The following is a 17,706-nucleotide window of genomic DNA, read 5'->3' as shown; positions in this document are numbered from 1 at the left end:
TATAGGAGAATTGAATTCTCCGAAGCGTCTGCGTTACACAGGAGACGCACTGCTGTGCGCCTCTACGGAAAATTGGAATGTAAATCTTACCCTATACATATATGTATAAAAGCAAACCCAACAGGCTTTAAAATCTGTTGGGTTTAATTATATGCTGTATATAATATGTAAACATCTATTTATCGACTGGAGCTTTTGCTTTTTCCTCCCATTTATTCATGAGATCATTATAATTGACAGGATTTGCTGCTTTCTGGTTTACCAATCGTCCTGATTCAAAAGCTCGCTGAAGGATAGTTTCAATTAAATAATCTTCGTTGACTTCATATGGCTTATATTCTGTTTTTAAACTTATATCAAATAAATTGGCCGTTGTGTTTGAAACAAAAGCTTTGAATCCGCTTTTTAAAGTCTTGATTAAATCATATGTTGTAATTCCGGTTTGGCGATGAACTAGCTTTACAAGAATTTGACCTTGTTTACGCGAAAGTTTTTTAAGCCTGTCTTCAAACTCGTTGTTTAAATAGTCTTCAACGATTTTAAAGTATTTCTTTTTTTCACGATTTGAATTTAATCGCGCCATTCCTTTATTTAATGCCGTCAATCTGTCTGCAGCTAATTTTGCATAAGGATAAACTTTGTAAACTCTATTTTGAAGAATCAAAAATTGTTTTTGTGCTTCGGGATCAAGTTTTTCTTTAGTGATAATAATCTCTGGCAACTCTATAGTATCGCCTAAAATAGAATCTTTTTCTGTTAGTACATAGCCCATTTGCTGATTCTCTTTTGGGGTAACCTGAGCACGGCTTGAAAATGAAATCAATATAAAGAATAAAAGAATACTGGTAAATCTCATCGAGTCATAATTTAAATGTAAAATTATATATTTATATACAACTCTAATACCAAATTTATAATTTAGCAAAAAAATATTTTTATGAGTTCAAATTCTATCTTAAAAGATACTTCAATTGCTTTCTTGGAAAGCTACCTAAATAACGCCTCTCCTACCGGATATGAAAGCGAAGGGCAAAAACTTTGGATGCAATATTTAAAACCATATGTTGATACTTTTATAACTGATACTTATGGAACAGCCGTTGGCGTTATTAATCCTGATGCTCCTTTTAAAGTAGTGATTGAAGGACATGCGGATGAAATTTCATGGTATGTAAATTATATAACTGATGACGGACTTATATACGTAATTAGAAATGGTGGCTCTGATCATCAAATTGCGCCTTCAAAAAGAGTTGATATTCATACTAAAAAAGGAATTGTAAAAGGTGTTTTTGGCTGGCCAGCGATTCATACGCGTATGCGCGACAAGGAAGAAGCACCAAAATTAAGCAATATCTTTATTGATTTAGGCTGTGAAACTAAAGAGCAAGTTGAAGCGCTTGGCGTTCATGTGGGATGTGTTATTACTTATCCAGATGAATTTATGATTTTAAATGAAAATAAATTTGTTTGCCGTGCGATAGACAATAGAATGGGTGGATTTATGATTGCAGAAGTTGCAAGACTTCTGCACGAAAATAAAAAAACACTTCCATTTGGATTATATGTCGTAAATTCAGTTCAGGAAGAAATTGGTTTGCGTGGAGCTGAAATGATTGCGCACACTATAAAACCAAATGTTGCAATTATTACTGATGTTTGTCACGATACAAACACGCCAATGATTGACAAAAAGGTTGAAGGCGATCTTAAAATGGGTAAAGGTCCTGTGATTGCTTATTCGCCGGCAGTTCAAAATAAACTTCGCGATTTAATTGTTGATACAGCCGAAGAAAGCAAAATTCCGTTTCAGCGTAATGCTACTTCAAGTGCGACAGGAACAGATACAGATGCCTTTGCATACAGCAATGGTGGTGTTGCATCGGCTTTGATTTCTTTGCCTTTGCGTTATATGCATACTACCGTTGAAATGGTTCATAAAGAAGATGTTGAAAATGTGATTCAGTTGATTTATGAAACGCTTTTGAAAATTGAGAACAATGAAACTTTTTCTTATTTTAAATAAGAAATGATTTAAAATGTTAATTCGGTTACCTATATATTATAGGTGACCGAATTTGCTAATAAAAATAACATGAAAATATTACTACTCGAAGACGATTTTACTTTATCTAAAGAGATCTCAGCATTTTTCACTTCAAAAGGCTTCGAGTGCGTCCCTTATTATGATGGATCATTATTATTGAAGAAATATCTTCCTGAGGAATACGATTTAATCATTCTCGATATCAATGTACCAGGCGCTAACGGCATTGATGTTTGCAAAGGAATTCGAGCAACAGACAAAAAAACACCGATAATTATGCTGACGGCTTTCAGTGATATCGAAGACAAACTGGCTTCTTTTGATAATGGTGCCGATGATTACTTGGTCAAACCTTTTCATTTTGAAGAATTGTTTGCAAGAATTTCCTCTTTATTAAGAAGAAAAGAGATTCCGCAGCAAATTGAGAAAAAAATTAGCATCGAAGATTTAGAAATTCTTGAAGAAGAAATGAAGGTTTTCCGCTCAGGCGAAGAAATCAAACTTACGCCAAAAGAATTTAAATTAATTCTGATTTTGGCTCATGCCAAAGGAAAAGTGTTGTCTAAACAATTTATTGCCGAAAAACTCTGGGATTACCATATCGAAACCAATCAAAACACGATTGAAGTATATATTAACTTTCTTAGAAAAAAAATTGATAAAGATCACGAAACAAAATTAATACGAACTAAAGTTGGGTACGGCTATTATTTAAGCAATCAAGAATGACATTAAAAAACAGAATATCACTTTTAGTTAGTTTGCTGTTTACAATCCTTTTTGGGCTGGCTTCTACCGTGATATTTGTTTTGTATTCTAATTTTAGAAAAGAAGAATTTCGAGATCGTCTTGAAATAAAAGCACTTTCAAACATCAAACTACTTGTTAATGTAAAAGAAGTTGATGATCAACTTTTAAAAATTATTGATCAAAACTCTATTAATAAATTATATGATGAAAAGACTTTAGTTTTCGATTCTCATTATAAACTAATCTACAGCAGTATTGATGATGCCAAAATAAATTGGTCAATTGAAGATCTAAAGTATCTTAAAAAACATAAAACCTTTTTTAAACAGCAAGGTGATTATGAAGTTTATGGTGTTTTTTATGATACAAAAGACAAAGATTTTTACGCCTTAATATCGGCTACTGATGATTATGGAAAACGAAAACTGCTTTTCCTTCGCTACACATTAATTATATCGTATATCTTTTTTACCTGTCTTTGCTGGGTTTTAACTTCGTTTATGGTCAAGAAGGCGATGAATCCATTAAGTGTTTTTCATCAAAAAATAAAAAATATAAACGAGAATAATCTCGATACACGTGTAGCATCTAAAAGCAATAAAAACGAAATTGACTTGATTGCAAATGAGTTCAATTTTATGATGGATAGAATTGAGATTTCTTATCAAAAACAAAAAGAATTTACTGCACATGCGTCACACGAATTAAGAACTCCATTATCGCGAATTACTTCGCAAATTGAAAACGTCGTTACTGATCCTGCAACATCAGAAAAAGGAAAATCATTTTTAAAAGTTATTTTATCGGATGTAAATCAACTAACAGAATTAATTAATTCTTTATTAATTCTTTCAAAAATTGACAATAAAAACCACGAAAACAATGAAGTTCAAAGAATGGACGAAGTTCTATTTTCGGCCATAGAAAATATAAATAAAAGCTTTCCTGATTTCTTAATTCTTTTTGAAATGGAAGAAAGTGATAATCTTGATTCCGTTTTAGAAGTAAAAGGGAACAAAAATCTTCTAGAAATTGCACTTGGCAATGTTTTAAAAAATGCTTGTGTCTATTCTGATGATAAACAAGCCAAAGTAAAAATTAGTGCTCAGTATAATCATCTTGTAATCTCAATTTCTAATAACGGAAAAACCTTGAGCGAAGCGGAACAAAAGAATCTTTTTCAGCCCTTTATGCGAGGTAAAAACGCTAAAGGAACTTCTGGGTTCGGATTAGGATTGCGCATTGTGCAACGCATACTAACATTACATAATTCTACCATAACTTACAGTGTTCCAGAAGAAAAGGTGAATTTATTTCAACTATTTTTTCATTAATATTCTTTTTTAAGGTATTTTTAAGGTAGATTTTAAGGCTTCTTAAAGTCTGCCAATAGCATATTTGTACAACTTAAAATTGATACAATGAAAAATGTATATGCATTACTTCTGCTTGTGCTTCTAAATCAGGCAGTAATGGCTCAAAAAGCAATCACACTTCAAGATTGTGAGAGTCAGTTTCTTAAAAAAAATCTTTTTTTGCTTGCCTCTCAATACAACATTGATGCTTCAAAAGCGCTGACGATTCAAGCAAAAATTTGGGACAATCCGTCACTTACAGCAGAATTAAATGCTTATAATCCAGAAGCTAATCGCTATTTTGACATTGGAAAAGATGGACAAAAAGCATTTGGTATTGAACAGTTAATTTACTTAGGCGGAAAAAAACGCAACGAAGTCAAACTGGCTCAAACCAATGAGCAATTAGCTGAACTGCAGTTTAATGATCTTTTAAGAACATTGAAACTTCAATTGCGAAAAAGCTTCTATACAGTTTACTACAATACAAAAAGTTTGGAAACAACAGATCAACAGCTTGCGCATATCGAAGATCTGATCAACTCCTATTCTATTCAGGCACAAAAAGGAAATGTTCCTTTAAAAGATGTCGTTCGTTTGCAATCATTGTATCTTAATTTTAAAAATGAAAGAATGGAAGTTGTAAATGATAATATTGAGGAACAAGCCAATTTGAGATTACTGCTGAATTCAACAGAAAATATAGTTCCAGAAGTTTCAAAAGATGAATTCAGCAAATATCTAAAAACAATGCCTTTCGACTTAAAATCTTTAGAAGATCAAGCCATTGCTAACAGGCCCGATTATTTGTCCAAACAAAAAGAAATTGATGCAAATGAGCTGAATGTAAAATGGCAAAAATCACTTTCGGTTCCTGACCTTACTTTAGGAGCAAATTACGATCAACGAAGTGGCGCTTTTAATAAAGAAGCTAATTTGACGCTTGGAATTCCGCTTCCACTTTGGAACAAAAACAAAGGAAACATTAAATATGCTCAAACTATATTAGAACAGTCTAAAATTGAAAAACAAAACTTCGATTTGCAATTACAGACAGAAATTACTTCGGCTTGGAACAAATGGGATGAATCACGTAAAAATTATTCTGTAATAAAACCAACAGTAAATGCTGATTTTGAAGCCGTTTACAACGGAATGTTAACCAATTTTCAAAAACGAAACGTGAGTTTATTAGAATTTACTGATTTTATGGAAAGCTATAATCAGGCAACAATTTTAGTGAACGAATTAAAGAAAAAACTCGCGCTTTCTGGAGAAGAATTAAATAGCACAATCAATAAAGACTTATTCTAAAAATATACAAAAATGAAACATAAATTAATTATAGGAATTGCAATTGTAAGTTTATCTCTTGCAAGCTGTAAAAAAGAAGTCGAAAATCCGCAGACTAATACGTCTTTTGCATTAAGCGATTCAATGCTAAAAACTACTACAACAGCCGTTGCAAAAACACAGCCTGTAACAAACGAATTAAATTTTTACGGAAAAATTACAGCAGACAACAATAAAATGATTGATGTTTATCCGCTAGTTGGTGGAAATGTAATCAAAGTAAATGTTGAACTTGGAGATTATGTTCGTAAAGGACAAGTTTTAGCCACCATTAGAAGTACAGATATTGCCGATTTCGAAAAACAATCACTTGATGCTAAAAGTGATTTATTAGTCGCAAAAAACAATTTGAAAGTAGCTCAGGAATTATTTGACGGAAAATTAAACTCTGAAAGTGATGTTCTTCAGGCAAAAGCTGAAGTAAATAAAGCGCAATCTCAATTAAGCAAAATTCAGGAAACCTACAAAATTTACAATATTAAAGCAGGCTCTATATATGAAGTTACGGCACCAATAAGTGGCTTTATTATTCAAAAAAGTATTAATCAAGATATGCTTTTAAGAAACGATCGCTCTGAAAACATTTTTGATATTGCTGAAATAAGTGAAGTTTGGGCAATGGCCAATATCAACGAAATGGACATCAACAAAGTAAAATTAGGAATTGATGCCGATGTAACTACATTAAGTTATCCAGATAAAGTATTTAAAGGGAAAGTCGATAAAATTTTCAATGTAATTGATCCAGAAACTAAGGCCATGCAAGCCCGAATTAAACTGCAGAATTCAGATTATTTGTTGAAACCAGATATGAATGCGAACATAAAATTATCTCTAAAAGAAAATAATTCAATGATTGCAATTCCTAGCGACGCTATTGTTTTTGATAAAAGTAAAAACTTTGTCATGATTTTTAAAGATCGCCACAACATCGAAACCAGACAAGTTGATGTTTACAGAGTTGTTGGCAAAACTACATACATCTCAAATGGCTTAAAAGAGAACGAGAAAGTCATTACCAATAATCAGTTATTTATTTACCGCGCCTTAAACGAATAAAAAAATGAACAAATTCATTCGAAATATAATTGCTTTTTCGCTTAAGAATAAAGCTTTCACCTTTTTTTGGGTGGGAATACTGGCTGTTGCAGGATTTATTTCTTTCAAAAATATGCCAATTGATACATTCCCAGATGTGACAAATACACAGATTATCATCATCACGCAATGGAATGGAAAAAGTGCCGAAGAAGTTGAACGTTTTGTAACCTCACCCATTGAGATCTCAATGAACTCTGTTCAGAAAAAGACCAGTGTTCGTAGTATTACGATGTTTGGTTTGTCTGTAATTAAAATCATTTTTGATGATGGCGTCGATGATACTTTTGCACGTTTACAAGTAAATAATTTATTGAAAAATGTTTCACTACCAGATGATGTTGAGCCAGATGTTCAGCCTCCTTACGGTCCAACCGGAGAAATTTTTAGATATATTGTAAAAAGCAACAGCAGAGACAGTCGTGAATTATTGACTTATCAAAACTGGGTAATTGACAAACAATTACGTGCTGTTCCCGGTGTTGCTGATTTGAATGTTTTTGGAGGTCAAACTAAAACGTACGAAGTTGGAGTTGATCCAATTAAATTAGCAAAATATAACATTACACCTTTACAGGTTTACAATGCTGTAAATGCAGGAAACTTAAATGTTGGTGGTGATATTATTGAAAAAAACGGACAAGCTTTTGTGGTTCGAGGTGTCGGGCTTTTAAAGTCAATTCCTGATATTGAAAACATTATTGTTGATGATGCAGGCGGAAATCCAATCTTAGTAAAAAATGTAGCAAATGTTTATGAAAGTGCCATGCCAAGAGTCGGTCAAACCGGAATTGGCAAAAATGATGATGCAGTCGAAGGAATTGTTGTAATGAGAAAAGGCGAAAATGCCCAAGAAACATTAGCCTTGATTAAAGATAAAATCAAAGATTTAAATGAAAACATTCTCCCTAAAGACATAAAAATTGAAACGTTTTACGATCGTGATAATTTAATGAACTTCACGACCGAAACGGTAATGCATAATTTATTTGAAGGAATAATTTTGGTTACTGTTGTCGTTTTCTTATTCATGGCCGATTGGCGAACTACATTTACCGTCTCTATTGTAATTCCACTGTCATTATTATTTGCCTTTTTGTGTTTGAAAATGATGGGAATGAGCGCCAACTTGCTGAGTTTGGGAGCAGTCGATTTCGGGATTATTATTGATGGTGCCGTAGTTATGGTTGAAGGATTGTTTGTGGTTTTAGATCATCGGGCGCATCAACTTGGAATGACGGCTTACAACAAAATTGCGAAAGGAAGTTTGATTAAAAAAACAGGAACTGAAATGGGTAAAGCCATCTTCTTTTCTAAATTAATAATCATTACAGCCTTATTACCAATCTTTTCATTCCAGAAAGTAGAAGGAAAAATGTTCTCTCCTCTCGCCTACACGTTAGGTTTTGCTTTGATGGGAGCTTTGCTTTTCACTTTGACTTTGGTTCCGGTTTTATCTCACATTCTTTTAAATAAAAATGTAAAAGAAAAACATAATCCGTTTGTGAATTTCTGGGATCGTATTGTTGGAAAAGGTTTTGCTTGGACATTTAAACACAAAGTACAAACGTTAATTGCTTCTGTAGCTATTTTAGTTAGTGTTTTCTTTTCGGCTACTTTTTTAGGAACTGAATTTTTGCCGCAGTTAAACGAAGGTGCATTATGGGTAACCGCAGAATTACCGATGAGTTCCTCACTTCCTGAAAGTGTACAAACCGCTGCAATGATCAGAAAAGATCTTGAAAGTTTTCCAGAAGTAAAAAATGTGTTGTCGCAAACTGGTCGAAGCAACGATGGAACTGATCCAAATGGTTTTGGATTTATTCAACTTCAAGTTGATTTGAAACCAAAATCAGAATGGACACGCAAAATTTCCATGGATGATTTAATTAATGAAATGGATAAAAAACTAAAAGTTCATCAAGGTATAACTTATAATTATTCACAACCCGTTATCGATAACGTAGCCGAATCTGTTGCAGGATTTAAAGCTTCAAATGCAGTAAAAATTTATGGAGATGATTTAGATAAACTTGATGAATTGTCAAATGAAGTCTTAGATAAAATCAAAAATATTCCAGGAATTAAAGACGTTGGAATTTTACGAAATGTTGGACAGCCAGAAATCAGCGTAATTTTGGACAGAGAAAAAATGGCTGCTTATGGCGTGACTTTAAGCGATGCGCAGGCTGTTTTAGAATTGGCTTTTGGAGGAAAAACAGCCACTCAAAAATACGAAGATGAAAAGAAATTTGATGTAAGAGTCCGTTTTTCTAAAGAATACAGAAAAGATGAAGAAGATTTGGCCGAACTAAAAGTTCCGACAATAAGCGGTGTTAAGATTCCGCTGAAAGAAATTTGCGATATCAAAACGATAACTGGTCCCGCATTTATTTACAGAGATAATACCAAACGTTTTATTGGAGTAAAATTCTCTGTTCGTGACCGAGATTTAGGAAGCACAATTGCTGAAGCGCAGAAAAAAGTAGCCGAATTAAAAATGCCGAACGGTTATACAACGGGATGGACAGGAGAATTTGAAAATCAGGTTCGTGCGAGTGCGCGTCTGGCTCAAGTAGTACCAATCAGTTTAATTGGAATATTTGTGTTGCTGTTTATTTTATTTGGAAATATCAAAGACTCACTTCTAGTTTTAGCAAATGTTCCGTTTGCAGTTATTGGAGGAATTATGGCTTTGCACATTACAGGAATGAATTTTGGAATTTCGGCTGGTGTTGGATTTATTGCCTTGCTTGGAATTTGTATTCAAAATGGAGTTATTCTAATATCCGAATTTCATCATAATTTAAAGGCCAAGTTCAGTCTCGAAGAATCCATTTTTATGGGAGTAAAAGCAAGAACAAGAGCCGTAGTAATGACCGCTTTGATGGCTTCAATCGGTTTGATGCCAGCAGCAATTTCAACAGGAATTGGTTCTGAATCACAAAAACCACTTGCAATTGTAATTATTGGAGGCTTAGTAACAGCAACGATTTTGACTTTATTGGTTTTCCCAATTATTTTCTGGGTTTTCAATCGCAAGAAAAATGTTCCCATCGAATAATAAAAATTGTAATTTAAAGAAAAAGCATCATTAATTTTAATGGTGCTTTTTTTATTTTTATTACACTTTAGTTTAATATCTTGCAGTAAATCTAATAAAAACGATTTATGAAATACATCTATTTTCTAATAGCCATTTTTTCAATTTCTTTAGTAGCTTCAATAATAAATGCAAAAGAAGGCTTTACTTGTTTTCTTGAAATTATTCCAGCAATTATTGGGTTTCTGATTTTAGCGTTGACTTTTAAAAAGTTTCGTTTTACCAATTTTACTTATACTTTGATTCTCATACATTGTATAATTTTATTTATTGGCGGTCATTATACTTATGCCGAAGTTCCCTTCTTTGATTATATAAAAGAAATTTTTCACCAAAGCCGAAACAATTATGATAAAGTCGGCCATTTTGCGCAAGGCTTTGTTCCTGCTATGATTATTCGAGAATTATTTATTCGCAAAGAAGTCATCAACAATAAAAGCTTTTTCAATTTTATTATTGTAAGTATTTGCTTGGCAATAAGTGCCACATATGAATTTATAGAATGGTTTGTTTCCCTAGCAACTGGAGATGGCGGTGATGCATTTTTAGGAACGCAGGGCTATGTTTGGGATACACAATCGGATATGTTGTTTGCTACCATTGGCGCAATTACCGCTTTGATTGTATTTTCTAGACTTCAAGACAAGAAAATTCAAGAAATCAATTTTTAGAATTTCCTGATATATAAAAATAAAAAACGGCCCTCTGCTCAAGGAGGGCCGTTAAGTATACTAACTCTAACTCAAACTAGATTTAAACTGTTATTTTAAATCTTTTAAAATTGCAATTGCTTCAGTTGCATTTGATAATTGTGCATATTTTAATGCTGTAAATCCTTGCTCATTTTTGTCTTCTGGGCGTGCATCGTTTTCTAATAAAACTTTGATAATCTCAACTTTATTGTATCGTGCTGCGATCATCAAAGGTGTCATATCCTCTGATTGCTCATTAACATTGGCTCCATAAGCAATAAATTTTTTAACTATTTCAATATCTCCTTTGCTAACCGCTACGTGCAATGGCGCTGAGAAATTTCTTGAAACTTCAATTTTTGGATTTACCGCTGATGTTGTGTGATTTGCTGCCATTGAAACATTGGCAAAAGCTACTAAAGCTACTCCTAAAATAATTACTGACTTTTTCATGTTGATTGATTGTTAAATTGATTGATTATTGATGATTTTTAATTTCTATGTAAATGTAATTCAATTTTATGTATTATGTATTACAAAGTACCTTGTTTTAACTAATTCTTAACATTCAATTAATATAAGCGCTGATAATCAAACTGAACGTTAATAATTTGCTTTCTTAATAGACGCTGAAAAACTCAATATGTTACAGTTTAAATCAAAAAAAATGTAAAAAATCTTATGAAAATTTTTCGTTTTCACAAAAACCCCTTTAAACACAGGAGTTTTACTCGGCTCAAAATCAACAGAAAAGAATTATTATTTTGTGATTTTGTGTATATTTAGTAAACCAAAAAACAATAAAAACTTAAAAACAAAAAACTATGGGAATTATCAAGAAAATTTTGATTGCATTGATTTTAATCATTGCTATCGTATTAATTGCAGCTGCCATTATGCCAAAAGATTATGCTGTAGAAAGAGAAATAACCATTAATAAACCTGTTGATTCTGTATTTAATTATGTACGATCATTAAAAAACCAAAACGAATTTAGTGTTTGGGCAAACCTTGATCCTAAAATGAAATCAACTTACACCGGTACCGATGGAGCTGTTGGCTCAATTTCGGCTTGGGAAAGTGAAGTAAAAGATGTTGGAGTTGGCGAACAGGAAATTACCAAAATAACGGAAGGAAAGCGTATTGATTTTGCGCTTCGTTTTAAAGAACCTATGAATGACACTGCGGTAGGTTTTATGTCTACTGAAAGTGTTGCTGAAAATCAAACAAAAGTAAAATGGGGAATCAGCGGTGTGATGCCGTATCCTATGAATATTATGCTTCCAATGATGAAAATGGATCAAATGATTGGAAAGGATTTGCAGAAAGGTCTGGAAAATCTAAAAAATAAATTAGAATAATATTTCGTAAATAATAAAGTAAAAGTGCAATTCATTTTTAATTTGAATTGCACTTTTTTACACTTCTTCAAAATTATTTCAAGCCTTTCAAAATAACGATTGATTCAGTTGCTTTTGCATATTCCGCATAATTTAAAGCTGTAAAACCCTTTTCATTTTTATTAGAAGGATTTGCTCCATTTTTAAGCAGCATTTTTATGATTTCAAATTCATTAAATCGTGCGGCTATCATTAATGGTGTCATATCGTTCGCCACTTTATTGAGATCTGCACCATATTGAATAAATCTTCTAACACTTTCAATATCTCCTTTACTTATTGCAAGATGCAATGGCGATTTTGTCGTACTCGAAAATTCCTTCTGTTTTTCAATACTAAGTTTTAAAGTTGATGCATTTAATCCATTTCCGAATATCAAAATTGTTCCTAAAATAATTATTGCTTTTTTCATGATGATTGATTGATAAATGATTGATGATTTTCTATTTAGACGACTAAACAATCAATTAGGTTGCATCATTTATTAAAAAAAAGAAAAAGCGTAATCCATTTTTAACACAATTGCGCTTTTTAAATATTTAATAGAGAAGTTAAATTCTAAATTTACTGCTATAAATGTTTTTCAAATCTTTTTCAAACAACGTAAAAGGATCATCATAAAATTTAATAAAATCCGGTGCACTTACTTGTTCAGGAAAAGGTGCGTAATAATGTGTTGGACTTGTGCTGTCATTTCTCCAAACCAAAACATAAGCTAATTCTAGATTTTGAGATTTTAAAGTTTTCAATAAAGTCTCTGTCCACCATGTTTTATTTGGTATAGATTCCAGACCAGTCTCAGTAAAGGCAGCTAATTTTTGCTTTTTTATTGCCAAATCTGAAATTATTTTGAGTTTCTTCACTCCTGCTTCAAGATCGTATTTTCCGTCTCGGCCAAAATCAGCATAATCATCCATCCCAAACATATCGACAAAATCATCTCCTGGATAACGTTCCAAATATTCTTCTTCAGAATTAAATTTTACATCTGGAGAAAAAGCGTAAATAAAATTATGAACCCCTAAAGTATCTCTTAAATAAGAAACTGTAAACTGCCAGACCGCGATAAAATCTTCTCTAGAAGTATATTTTTTTCCCCACCAAAACCAGTCACCGTCAAATTCATGAAAAGGTCTGAAAATCATTGGTGCCAAAGTTCCGTCTTTCGCTTTTACTGAATTTGCAAAATCGGCAATTGTTTTTAAAATCTCTTTGTATTTTTTATGATGCGAACCGCCCGGTTTTATCAACGCCATTGCAGGTGAAGAAATAGAATCTTTCCAATAAAATCCATTTTCAGAAACCGGATTATTAAAATGCCAAGAAACAGTAGTAATACCGCCACGTTCATAAGTTGCGATTACATTTTTTCTAAGCGTTTCTTTCGTTTTTTCAATCACCTCTTTTGGGCGTCCTGAAAAATCACTGAAATCAATTCCGACAACTGCTGGATGCGAACCTGTAACCGATTTTACATCAGAACGATTGGGCTCATTTTTCCAGCCATGTCCGTATTCCAATGCGTGTTGATGTCCGAAAAGAATATGTTTTTTTGAAATTAATTTTAGATTTTGATATAAAACTTTGGTTTCTTTAGTGGCATTTTTATCAATCTGTCCAAAAAGAAAATGCCCACCTGTCAATAATAGAAACAGATAGGCATTTTTTATTGTGATGAATTTCATGGTTTAAATAATTAGTTTAAACCTGAAAATTACTATTTAGATGCTAAGTAATCTAATACGTTTTTATCAATACGTTTGTCAATATTGTCAATATCAGCTTTAACGAATTTTTCTCCTAAGATATTCTCGTACAACTCAATATATCTTTCAGAAACAGATTCAATATATTCATCTGACATATCTGGAATTTGCTGTCCGTCTTGACCTTGAAAACCGTTTTCGATCAACCAACGACGTACAAATTCTTTTGATAATTGTTTTTGCTCCTCACCTTTTGCTTGTCTTTCTGCATATCCATCAGCATAAAAATAACGAGATGAATCTGGTGTATGAATTTCGTCAATTAAAACGATAACGCCGTCTTTAGTTTTTCCAAATTCGTATTTTGTATCCACTAAAATTAAGCCACGCGAAGCTGCAATTTCAGTTCCTCTTTGAAATAAAGCACGCGTATATTTTTCTAATACCAAATAATCTTCTTCTGAAACAATTCCTTTTGACAAAATATCCTCACGAGAAATATCTTCGTCATGAGATCCATTATCTGCTTTTGTAGTTGGCGTAATAATTGGTTCTGGAAATTTGTCGTTTTCTTTTAATCCTTCAGCCATTGTTACACCGCAAATTTGTCTTTTTCCTGCTGCATATTCACGCGCTGCATGACCAGAAACATAACCGCGAATAACCATTTCAACTTTAAAAGGATCACATAAATGCCCAACAGCAACGTTTGGATCTGGAGTAGCAATCAACCAGTTTGGAACAATATCCTGAGTCAATTCCATAAATTTTGTCGCAATCTGATTCAAAATTTGTCCTTTGTACGGAATTCCCTTTGGTAAAACCACATCAAAAGCCGAAAGTCTGTCAGTTGCTACCATTACTAAAAGCTCGTCGTTGATATTATAAACTTCTCTAACTTTTCCGCGGTAAACTGATTTTTGGTTCGGAAAATTAAAATTTGTAGTTGTGATTGTATTGCTCATTATTTGTTGTGTTGTTTTTTTATGATTGCAAATTTAGATATTTTTTTTTAGTGTTCGGCTTTTTAGTCGTCAGTGTTCAGTTGTTTAGTGTTCAGTTATTTTTTGCAGTCTATAAATTGAATACTAAATAACTGAACACTGAACACTTACTTCAAAAGTGTCGAATTAAATAAATTCAGAATTCTGCCATATTCATCAATCCAAGAATACGTTTCTTTAAATCCGTGTGATTCAACTGGGAAAGAAGCCAGACTCCAATTCTTTTTCTCTAATTCAATAAAACGCTGTGATAAACGTACAATGTCTTTATATTCAACATTATCGTCAACCATTCCGTGTAACATTACTAAATTTCCTTTTAAATTATCTGCAAAATAAATTGGAGAACTTTTTTTGTATGCTTGCGGATCAGTTTCTGGGAAGTTTAAAATATTTCCAGTATATCCATGATTATAATGTGCCCAATCCGTAACCGAACGCAATGCAGCACCCGACGTAAACTCACCCGGAGTTGTCAGCATTCCCATTAAAGTAATGAAACCTCCGTATGAACCTCCGTAAATACCCACTCTATCAGCATCAATTCCGTATTTTTCAACCAATACTTTTTTACCATCTAAGTGATCAGACAAATCTTTTCCACCCATAAAACGATAAATTCCAGTTCTAAAATCACGTCCGTAACCGTCACTTCCTCTATAATCAATATCTAAAACAGTGTATCCTAAATCAGTCAACATATTGTGGAACATATATTCTCTATAATAATTGCTCCAGAAATTATGTGCATTTTGAAGGTATCCAGCTCCGTGAACAAAAATAATAGCTGCTTTATTTTTAGTTTCAGCAGTTGGCGTATAAATTCTCGCATTTACTGGAGTTCCGTCTTGCGCTTTAAACGTAATAACCTCAGGCGTTCTCCATTGGTATTTCTTGAAATCTTCAGTAACCGAAGACGAAATTTGCTGTAAAGATGCATTCTTTTTATTATCAGCAACATAAAAATCCCATGGAATATTTTTATACGAATAACGAACTAAAAGTGATTTTTCGTCAGGCGAAAGAACTACTTCATGCGCACCGTCTTTCGTTAAAATTGGTTGTAAAATTCCGTCAGCTGGAACTAATTTATAAAATTCTCTATTTCCAGGATGAGTCGTATTAGTACTTAAATAAAGTACTTTTTTATCCTTAGATAAAGTAACATCACGAACTTCCCAATTACCTTTTGTCAATTGTGTTTTCTTCTTCGTTTTTACATTATAAGTGTATAAATGTGAATATCCTGTAGCTTCAGACTGGAAATAAATGGTTTCATTATCTGCCAAAAATTCTAAATTTCCTGATGCAAATGAATATGATGGAATTCCAGGTCCGCCAATCCAAGCTTCATCATGCTGATATTCAATTTCTTCAAAAGTTCCTTTTTCCAAATTCAAATTTACAAGCCATCTGTCTTTATTGTCTTGACTTCTGATTTCAACAATTGCCAATGAACCGTTTTCATTATAAACAGGCGCTTGAGCTATAATCAGTTTGTCTTCTTTTGGTTTGTTTTTGAGATTATCATATTCTTGAAAGTATTTTGGTGTATCCTGAATATGACTTAAAGTCGAAAAATTCACAAAATAAACTGAATCTTTTGCAACAGAATAGATTCCGTATTTCGTTTTTACAAAATTATTAGTCGAAACTTTTTCCTTTGTTTCCGGGTTTTGGTTATAACCATCAGAAGTAATAAAAACTTCCATTTTTTCTTGCTTCACTTCATTCTCTTCAACCAATCTAAAAGTTGCAAAATTTCCGTTCGGATTTACTTTAAGGCTTGTAAATCTGTCTTTTCCGTAAAAATATTCTTTTGCAAAATCAGATTTTACTGCTTTTGATTTAGCCAGATTCCATTGTTTTTTAGCTTCCTTATCTCTAATAAATTGGAATAATTCCTTTTGCTGTGTATTTAAAAAAGTTTCCTTTTCTGGTTTTGTTTCTTTTTTAGTTCCTTTAACAAAATTGGTAATCTGCAAAACAGTTCCTTCTTTAGTATTGTATTTGAAAATATTATCATTTTGAGAAAAGAACAAAACTCCAGCTTCAGATCCTAACTGCAAATTCGAAATTGATGCTGATTGCTGAATCAATTTCTTGCTGCTTTTTGACTGAATCGAATACGAGTACAAGCTTCCTTTATCTACATAATACACAATATCAGAACCTGGTTTGCTTTTGAAATCCATCTGAGAAAAAACAGCTTCTTTTGGCTGAACAATCTCTGGTTTCGTCATTCCTTTTTGCCAATAATAAGTACTTGTCCCCAATTCATCCTTCGGATTCCATTCAAAATAAACCTTTTTTCCGTCTAAAGACCAGCGTCCGTTAGTGGGTTGATTTCCAATGAAAGATTCTCCTTTCATTATTTCTTCTAATTTTAATTTCTGAGAATTTCCTGTTATGGAAAGCAATAGAAAGGCAAGTATAAAACTCTTTTTTATCATGGTAGTAGTATTTGTGAAAACAAAAATACACTTTGAAAACTATTAAAAAAATTGTTTTTACCCCTTCAAATATACCGTACTAATATTCAATACATTATAAAACAAAATCCTCAAATATTTAATTTGAGGATTATAAATATAATTGAATAAAAAAGTTATCTAAAATCCAAAATTCCTTTTCCAAAAGATTGTATTGAATTATCCAAACTACCAAGTGTAGTTTCAGACAGCTTTTTAAAATCACTTGTTTTCACTATTAAAATTTGTCCTTGATCTTTAGCCGGCGCATTCGGAACAAAAACAACTGCATTTCCGTTTTGATCTTCTTCGATCAAATGTGCAGGTTGCCAATAATAGCCGTTTTTAAGTAAAATTGGCAAATCGGTACTTGGTTTTTTCTTTCTGCCATTCAGTTTTTCTTCGGCTTCTTTTTTATTTTTTTCATAGCCAGGTAAAAATATCATTAATTTATCATCAACCCATTTTGTGAATCTTCTTAATAGAGACAAACGCATCAAGTATCCGCTTAAATAAATCAAAATCAACAATATAACCCCACCAGCAATGTCTGTCGCGTATTTTCCTAATACAAGATCCAGTCGAAGAAAATGCGCAAACTTTTCACCATAATTCTGAAAAAACTTCCAGACTTTTTCTAGCAATATAAAAAAAACGAGAAGCGGTAATAATAACAATGCTCCAGAAATGCAATTTCTTTCAACTTGACCTAAAAATTCTTTCATCG

At 32.5% G+C, this 17,706-nt stretch carries 15 protein-coding genes; 8 read left to right on the top strand and 7 right to left on the bottom strand.

Translation table 11 applies throughout. The annotated features are described in order from the left end of the window. Positions 1-175: 175 nt before the first annotated feature. The gene (locus RB619_RS20765) at positions 176-856 is read right to left on the bottom strand and encodes a DUF4294 domain-containing protein (RefSeq protein ID WP_308101019.1); all 681 of its coding nucleotides are present in this window, start codon (positions 854-856) and stop codon (positions 176-178) included. A gap of 81 nt (positions 857-937) precedes the next feature. On the opposite strand from RB619_RS20765, the gene RB619_RS20760 reads away from it, so the two are divergent. The 7 genes from RB619_RS20760 (at position 938) to RB619_RS20730 (ending at position 10,377) form a co-directional block, all read left to right on the top strand. Continuing rightward, entirely contained in the window at positions 938-2,026 is a 1,089-nt protein-coding gene (locus RB619_RS20760; RefSeq protein WP_308101018.1) for a M42 family metallopeptidase, read from the top strand. 69 nt (positions 2,027-2,095) lie between these two features. Next, positions 2,096-2,776 carry a response regulator transcription factor gene (locus RB619_RS20755; RefSeq protein WP_308101017.1) on the top strand — a complete coding sequence of 227 codons (681 nt, stop codon included), beginning with the start codon at positions 2,096-2,098 and terminating at the stop codon, positions 2,774-2,776. Then, on the top strand, positions 2,773-4,131 hold the full coding sequence (locus RB619_RS20750; RefSeq protein WP_308101016.1) for a HAMP domain-containing sensor histidine kinase: 1,359 nt from the start codon (positions 2,773-2,775) through the stop codon (positions 4,129-4,131). Before RB619_RS20755 ends, RB619_RS20750 begins: the two co-directional genes overlap by 4 nt. Positions 4,132-4,218: 87 nt before the next feature. Continuing rightward, the gene (locus RB619_RS20745; RefSeq protein WP_308101015.1) at positions 4,219-5,466 is read left to right on the top strand and encodes a TolC family protein; all 1,248 of its coding nucleotides are present in this window, start codon (positions 4,219-4,221) and stop codon (positions 5,464-5,466) included. Between the two features lie 12 nt (positions 5,467-5,478). After that, on the top strand, positions 5,479-6,564 hold the full coding sequence (locus RB619_RS20740) for an efflux RND transporter periplasmic adaptor subunit (protein ID WP_308101014.1): 1,086 nt from the start codon (positions 5,479-5,481) through the stop codon (positions 6,562-6,564). 4 nt (positions 6,565-6,568) lie between these two features. After that, positions 6,569-9,667 carry a CusA/CzcA family heavy metal efflux RND transporter gene (locus RB619_RS20735; protein WP_308101013.1) on the top strand — a complete coding sequence of 1,033 codons (3,099 nt, stop codon included), beginning with the start codon at positions 6,569-6,571 and terminating at the stop codon, positions 9,665-9,667. A 107-nt stretch (positions 9,668-9,774) separates the two neighbouring features. Then, positions 9,775-10,377 (top strand): DUF2238 domain-containing protein, encoded by a 603-nt coding sequence (locus RB619_RS20730; protein ID WP_308101012.1) that lies wholly within the window; start codon positions 9,775-9,777, stop codon positions 10,375-10,377. 90 nt (positions 10,378-10,467) lie between these two features. On the opposite strand, the gene RB619_RS20725 is transcribed toward RB619_RS20730, so the two are convergent. Further along, complete coding sequence (locus tag RB619_RS20725; protein ID WP_308101011.1) at positions 10,468-10,851, bottom strand: ankyrin repeat domain-containing protein; 384 nt, start codon at positions 10,849-10,851, stop codon at positions 10,468-10,470. Positions 10,852-11,222: 371 nt separating this feature from the next. On the opposite strand from RB619_RS20725, the gene RB619_RS20720 reads away from it, so the two are divergent. Next, a complete protein-coding gene (locus RB619_RS20720) occupies positions 11,223-11,759 on the top strand; it encodes an SRPBCC family protein (RefSeq protein ID WP_308101010.1) in 537 nt (178 codons plus the stop codon). Between the two features lie 73 nt (positions 11,760-11,832). Here RB619_RS20720 and RB619_RS20715 read toward each other — a convergent pair whose 3' ends face one another. The 5 genes from RB619_RS20715 to RB619_RS20695 all read right to left on the bottom strand — a co-directional run bounded on the left by RB619_RS20715 (position 11,833) and on the right by RB619_RS20695 (position 17,704). Beyond that, complete coding sequence (locus RB619_RS20715; protein WP_308101009.1) at positions 11,833-12,210, bottom strand: ankyrin repeat domain-containing protein; 378 nt, start codon at positions 12,208-12,210, stop codon at positions 11,833-11,835. 139 nt (positions 12,211-12,349) lie between these two features. Beyond that, complete coding sequence (locus tag RB619_RS20710; protein ID WP_308101008.1) at positions 12,350-13,483, bottom strand: glycosyl hydrolase; 1,134 nt, start codon at positions 13,481-13,483, stop codon at positions 12,350-12,352. A gap of 32 nt (positions 13,484-13,515) precedes the next feature. Further along, positions 13,516-14,469: a phosphoribosylaminoimidazolesuccinocarboxamide synthase gene (locus RB619_RS20705; protein WP_308101007.1), complete on the bottom strand. Its 954-nt coding sequence runs from the start codon at positions 14,467-14,469 to the stop codon at positions 13,516-13,518. Between the two features lie 146 nt (positions 14,470-14,615). Continuing rightward, positions 14,616-16,961 (bottom strand): prolyl oligopeptidase family serine peptidase, encoded by a 2,346-nt coding sequence (locus tag RB619_RS20700; protein WP_308101006.1) that lies wholly within the window; start codon positions 16,959-16,961, stop codon positions 14,616-14,618. Positions 16,962-17,116: 155 nt separating this feature from the next. Beyond that, positions 17,117-17,704, bottom strand: coding sequence for a hypothetical protein (locus RB619_RS20695; protein WP_308101005.1), 588 nt, complete (start codon positions 17,702-17,704; stop codon positions 17,117-17,119). Positions 17,705-17,706 lie beyond the last annotated feature (2 nt).

The organism is Flavobacterium sp. LHD-80 (assembly GCF_030929605.1).
GTDB lineage: Bacteria > Bacteroidota > Bacteroidia > Flavobacteriales > Flavobacteriaceae > Flavobacterium.
This window is presented reverse-complemented; position numbering and strand designations above follow the sequence as displayed.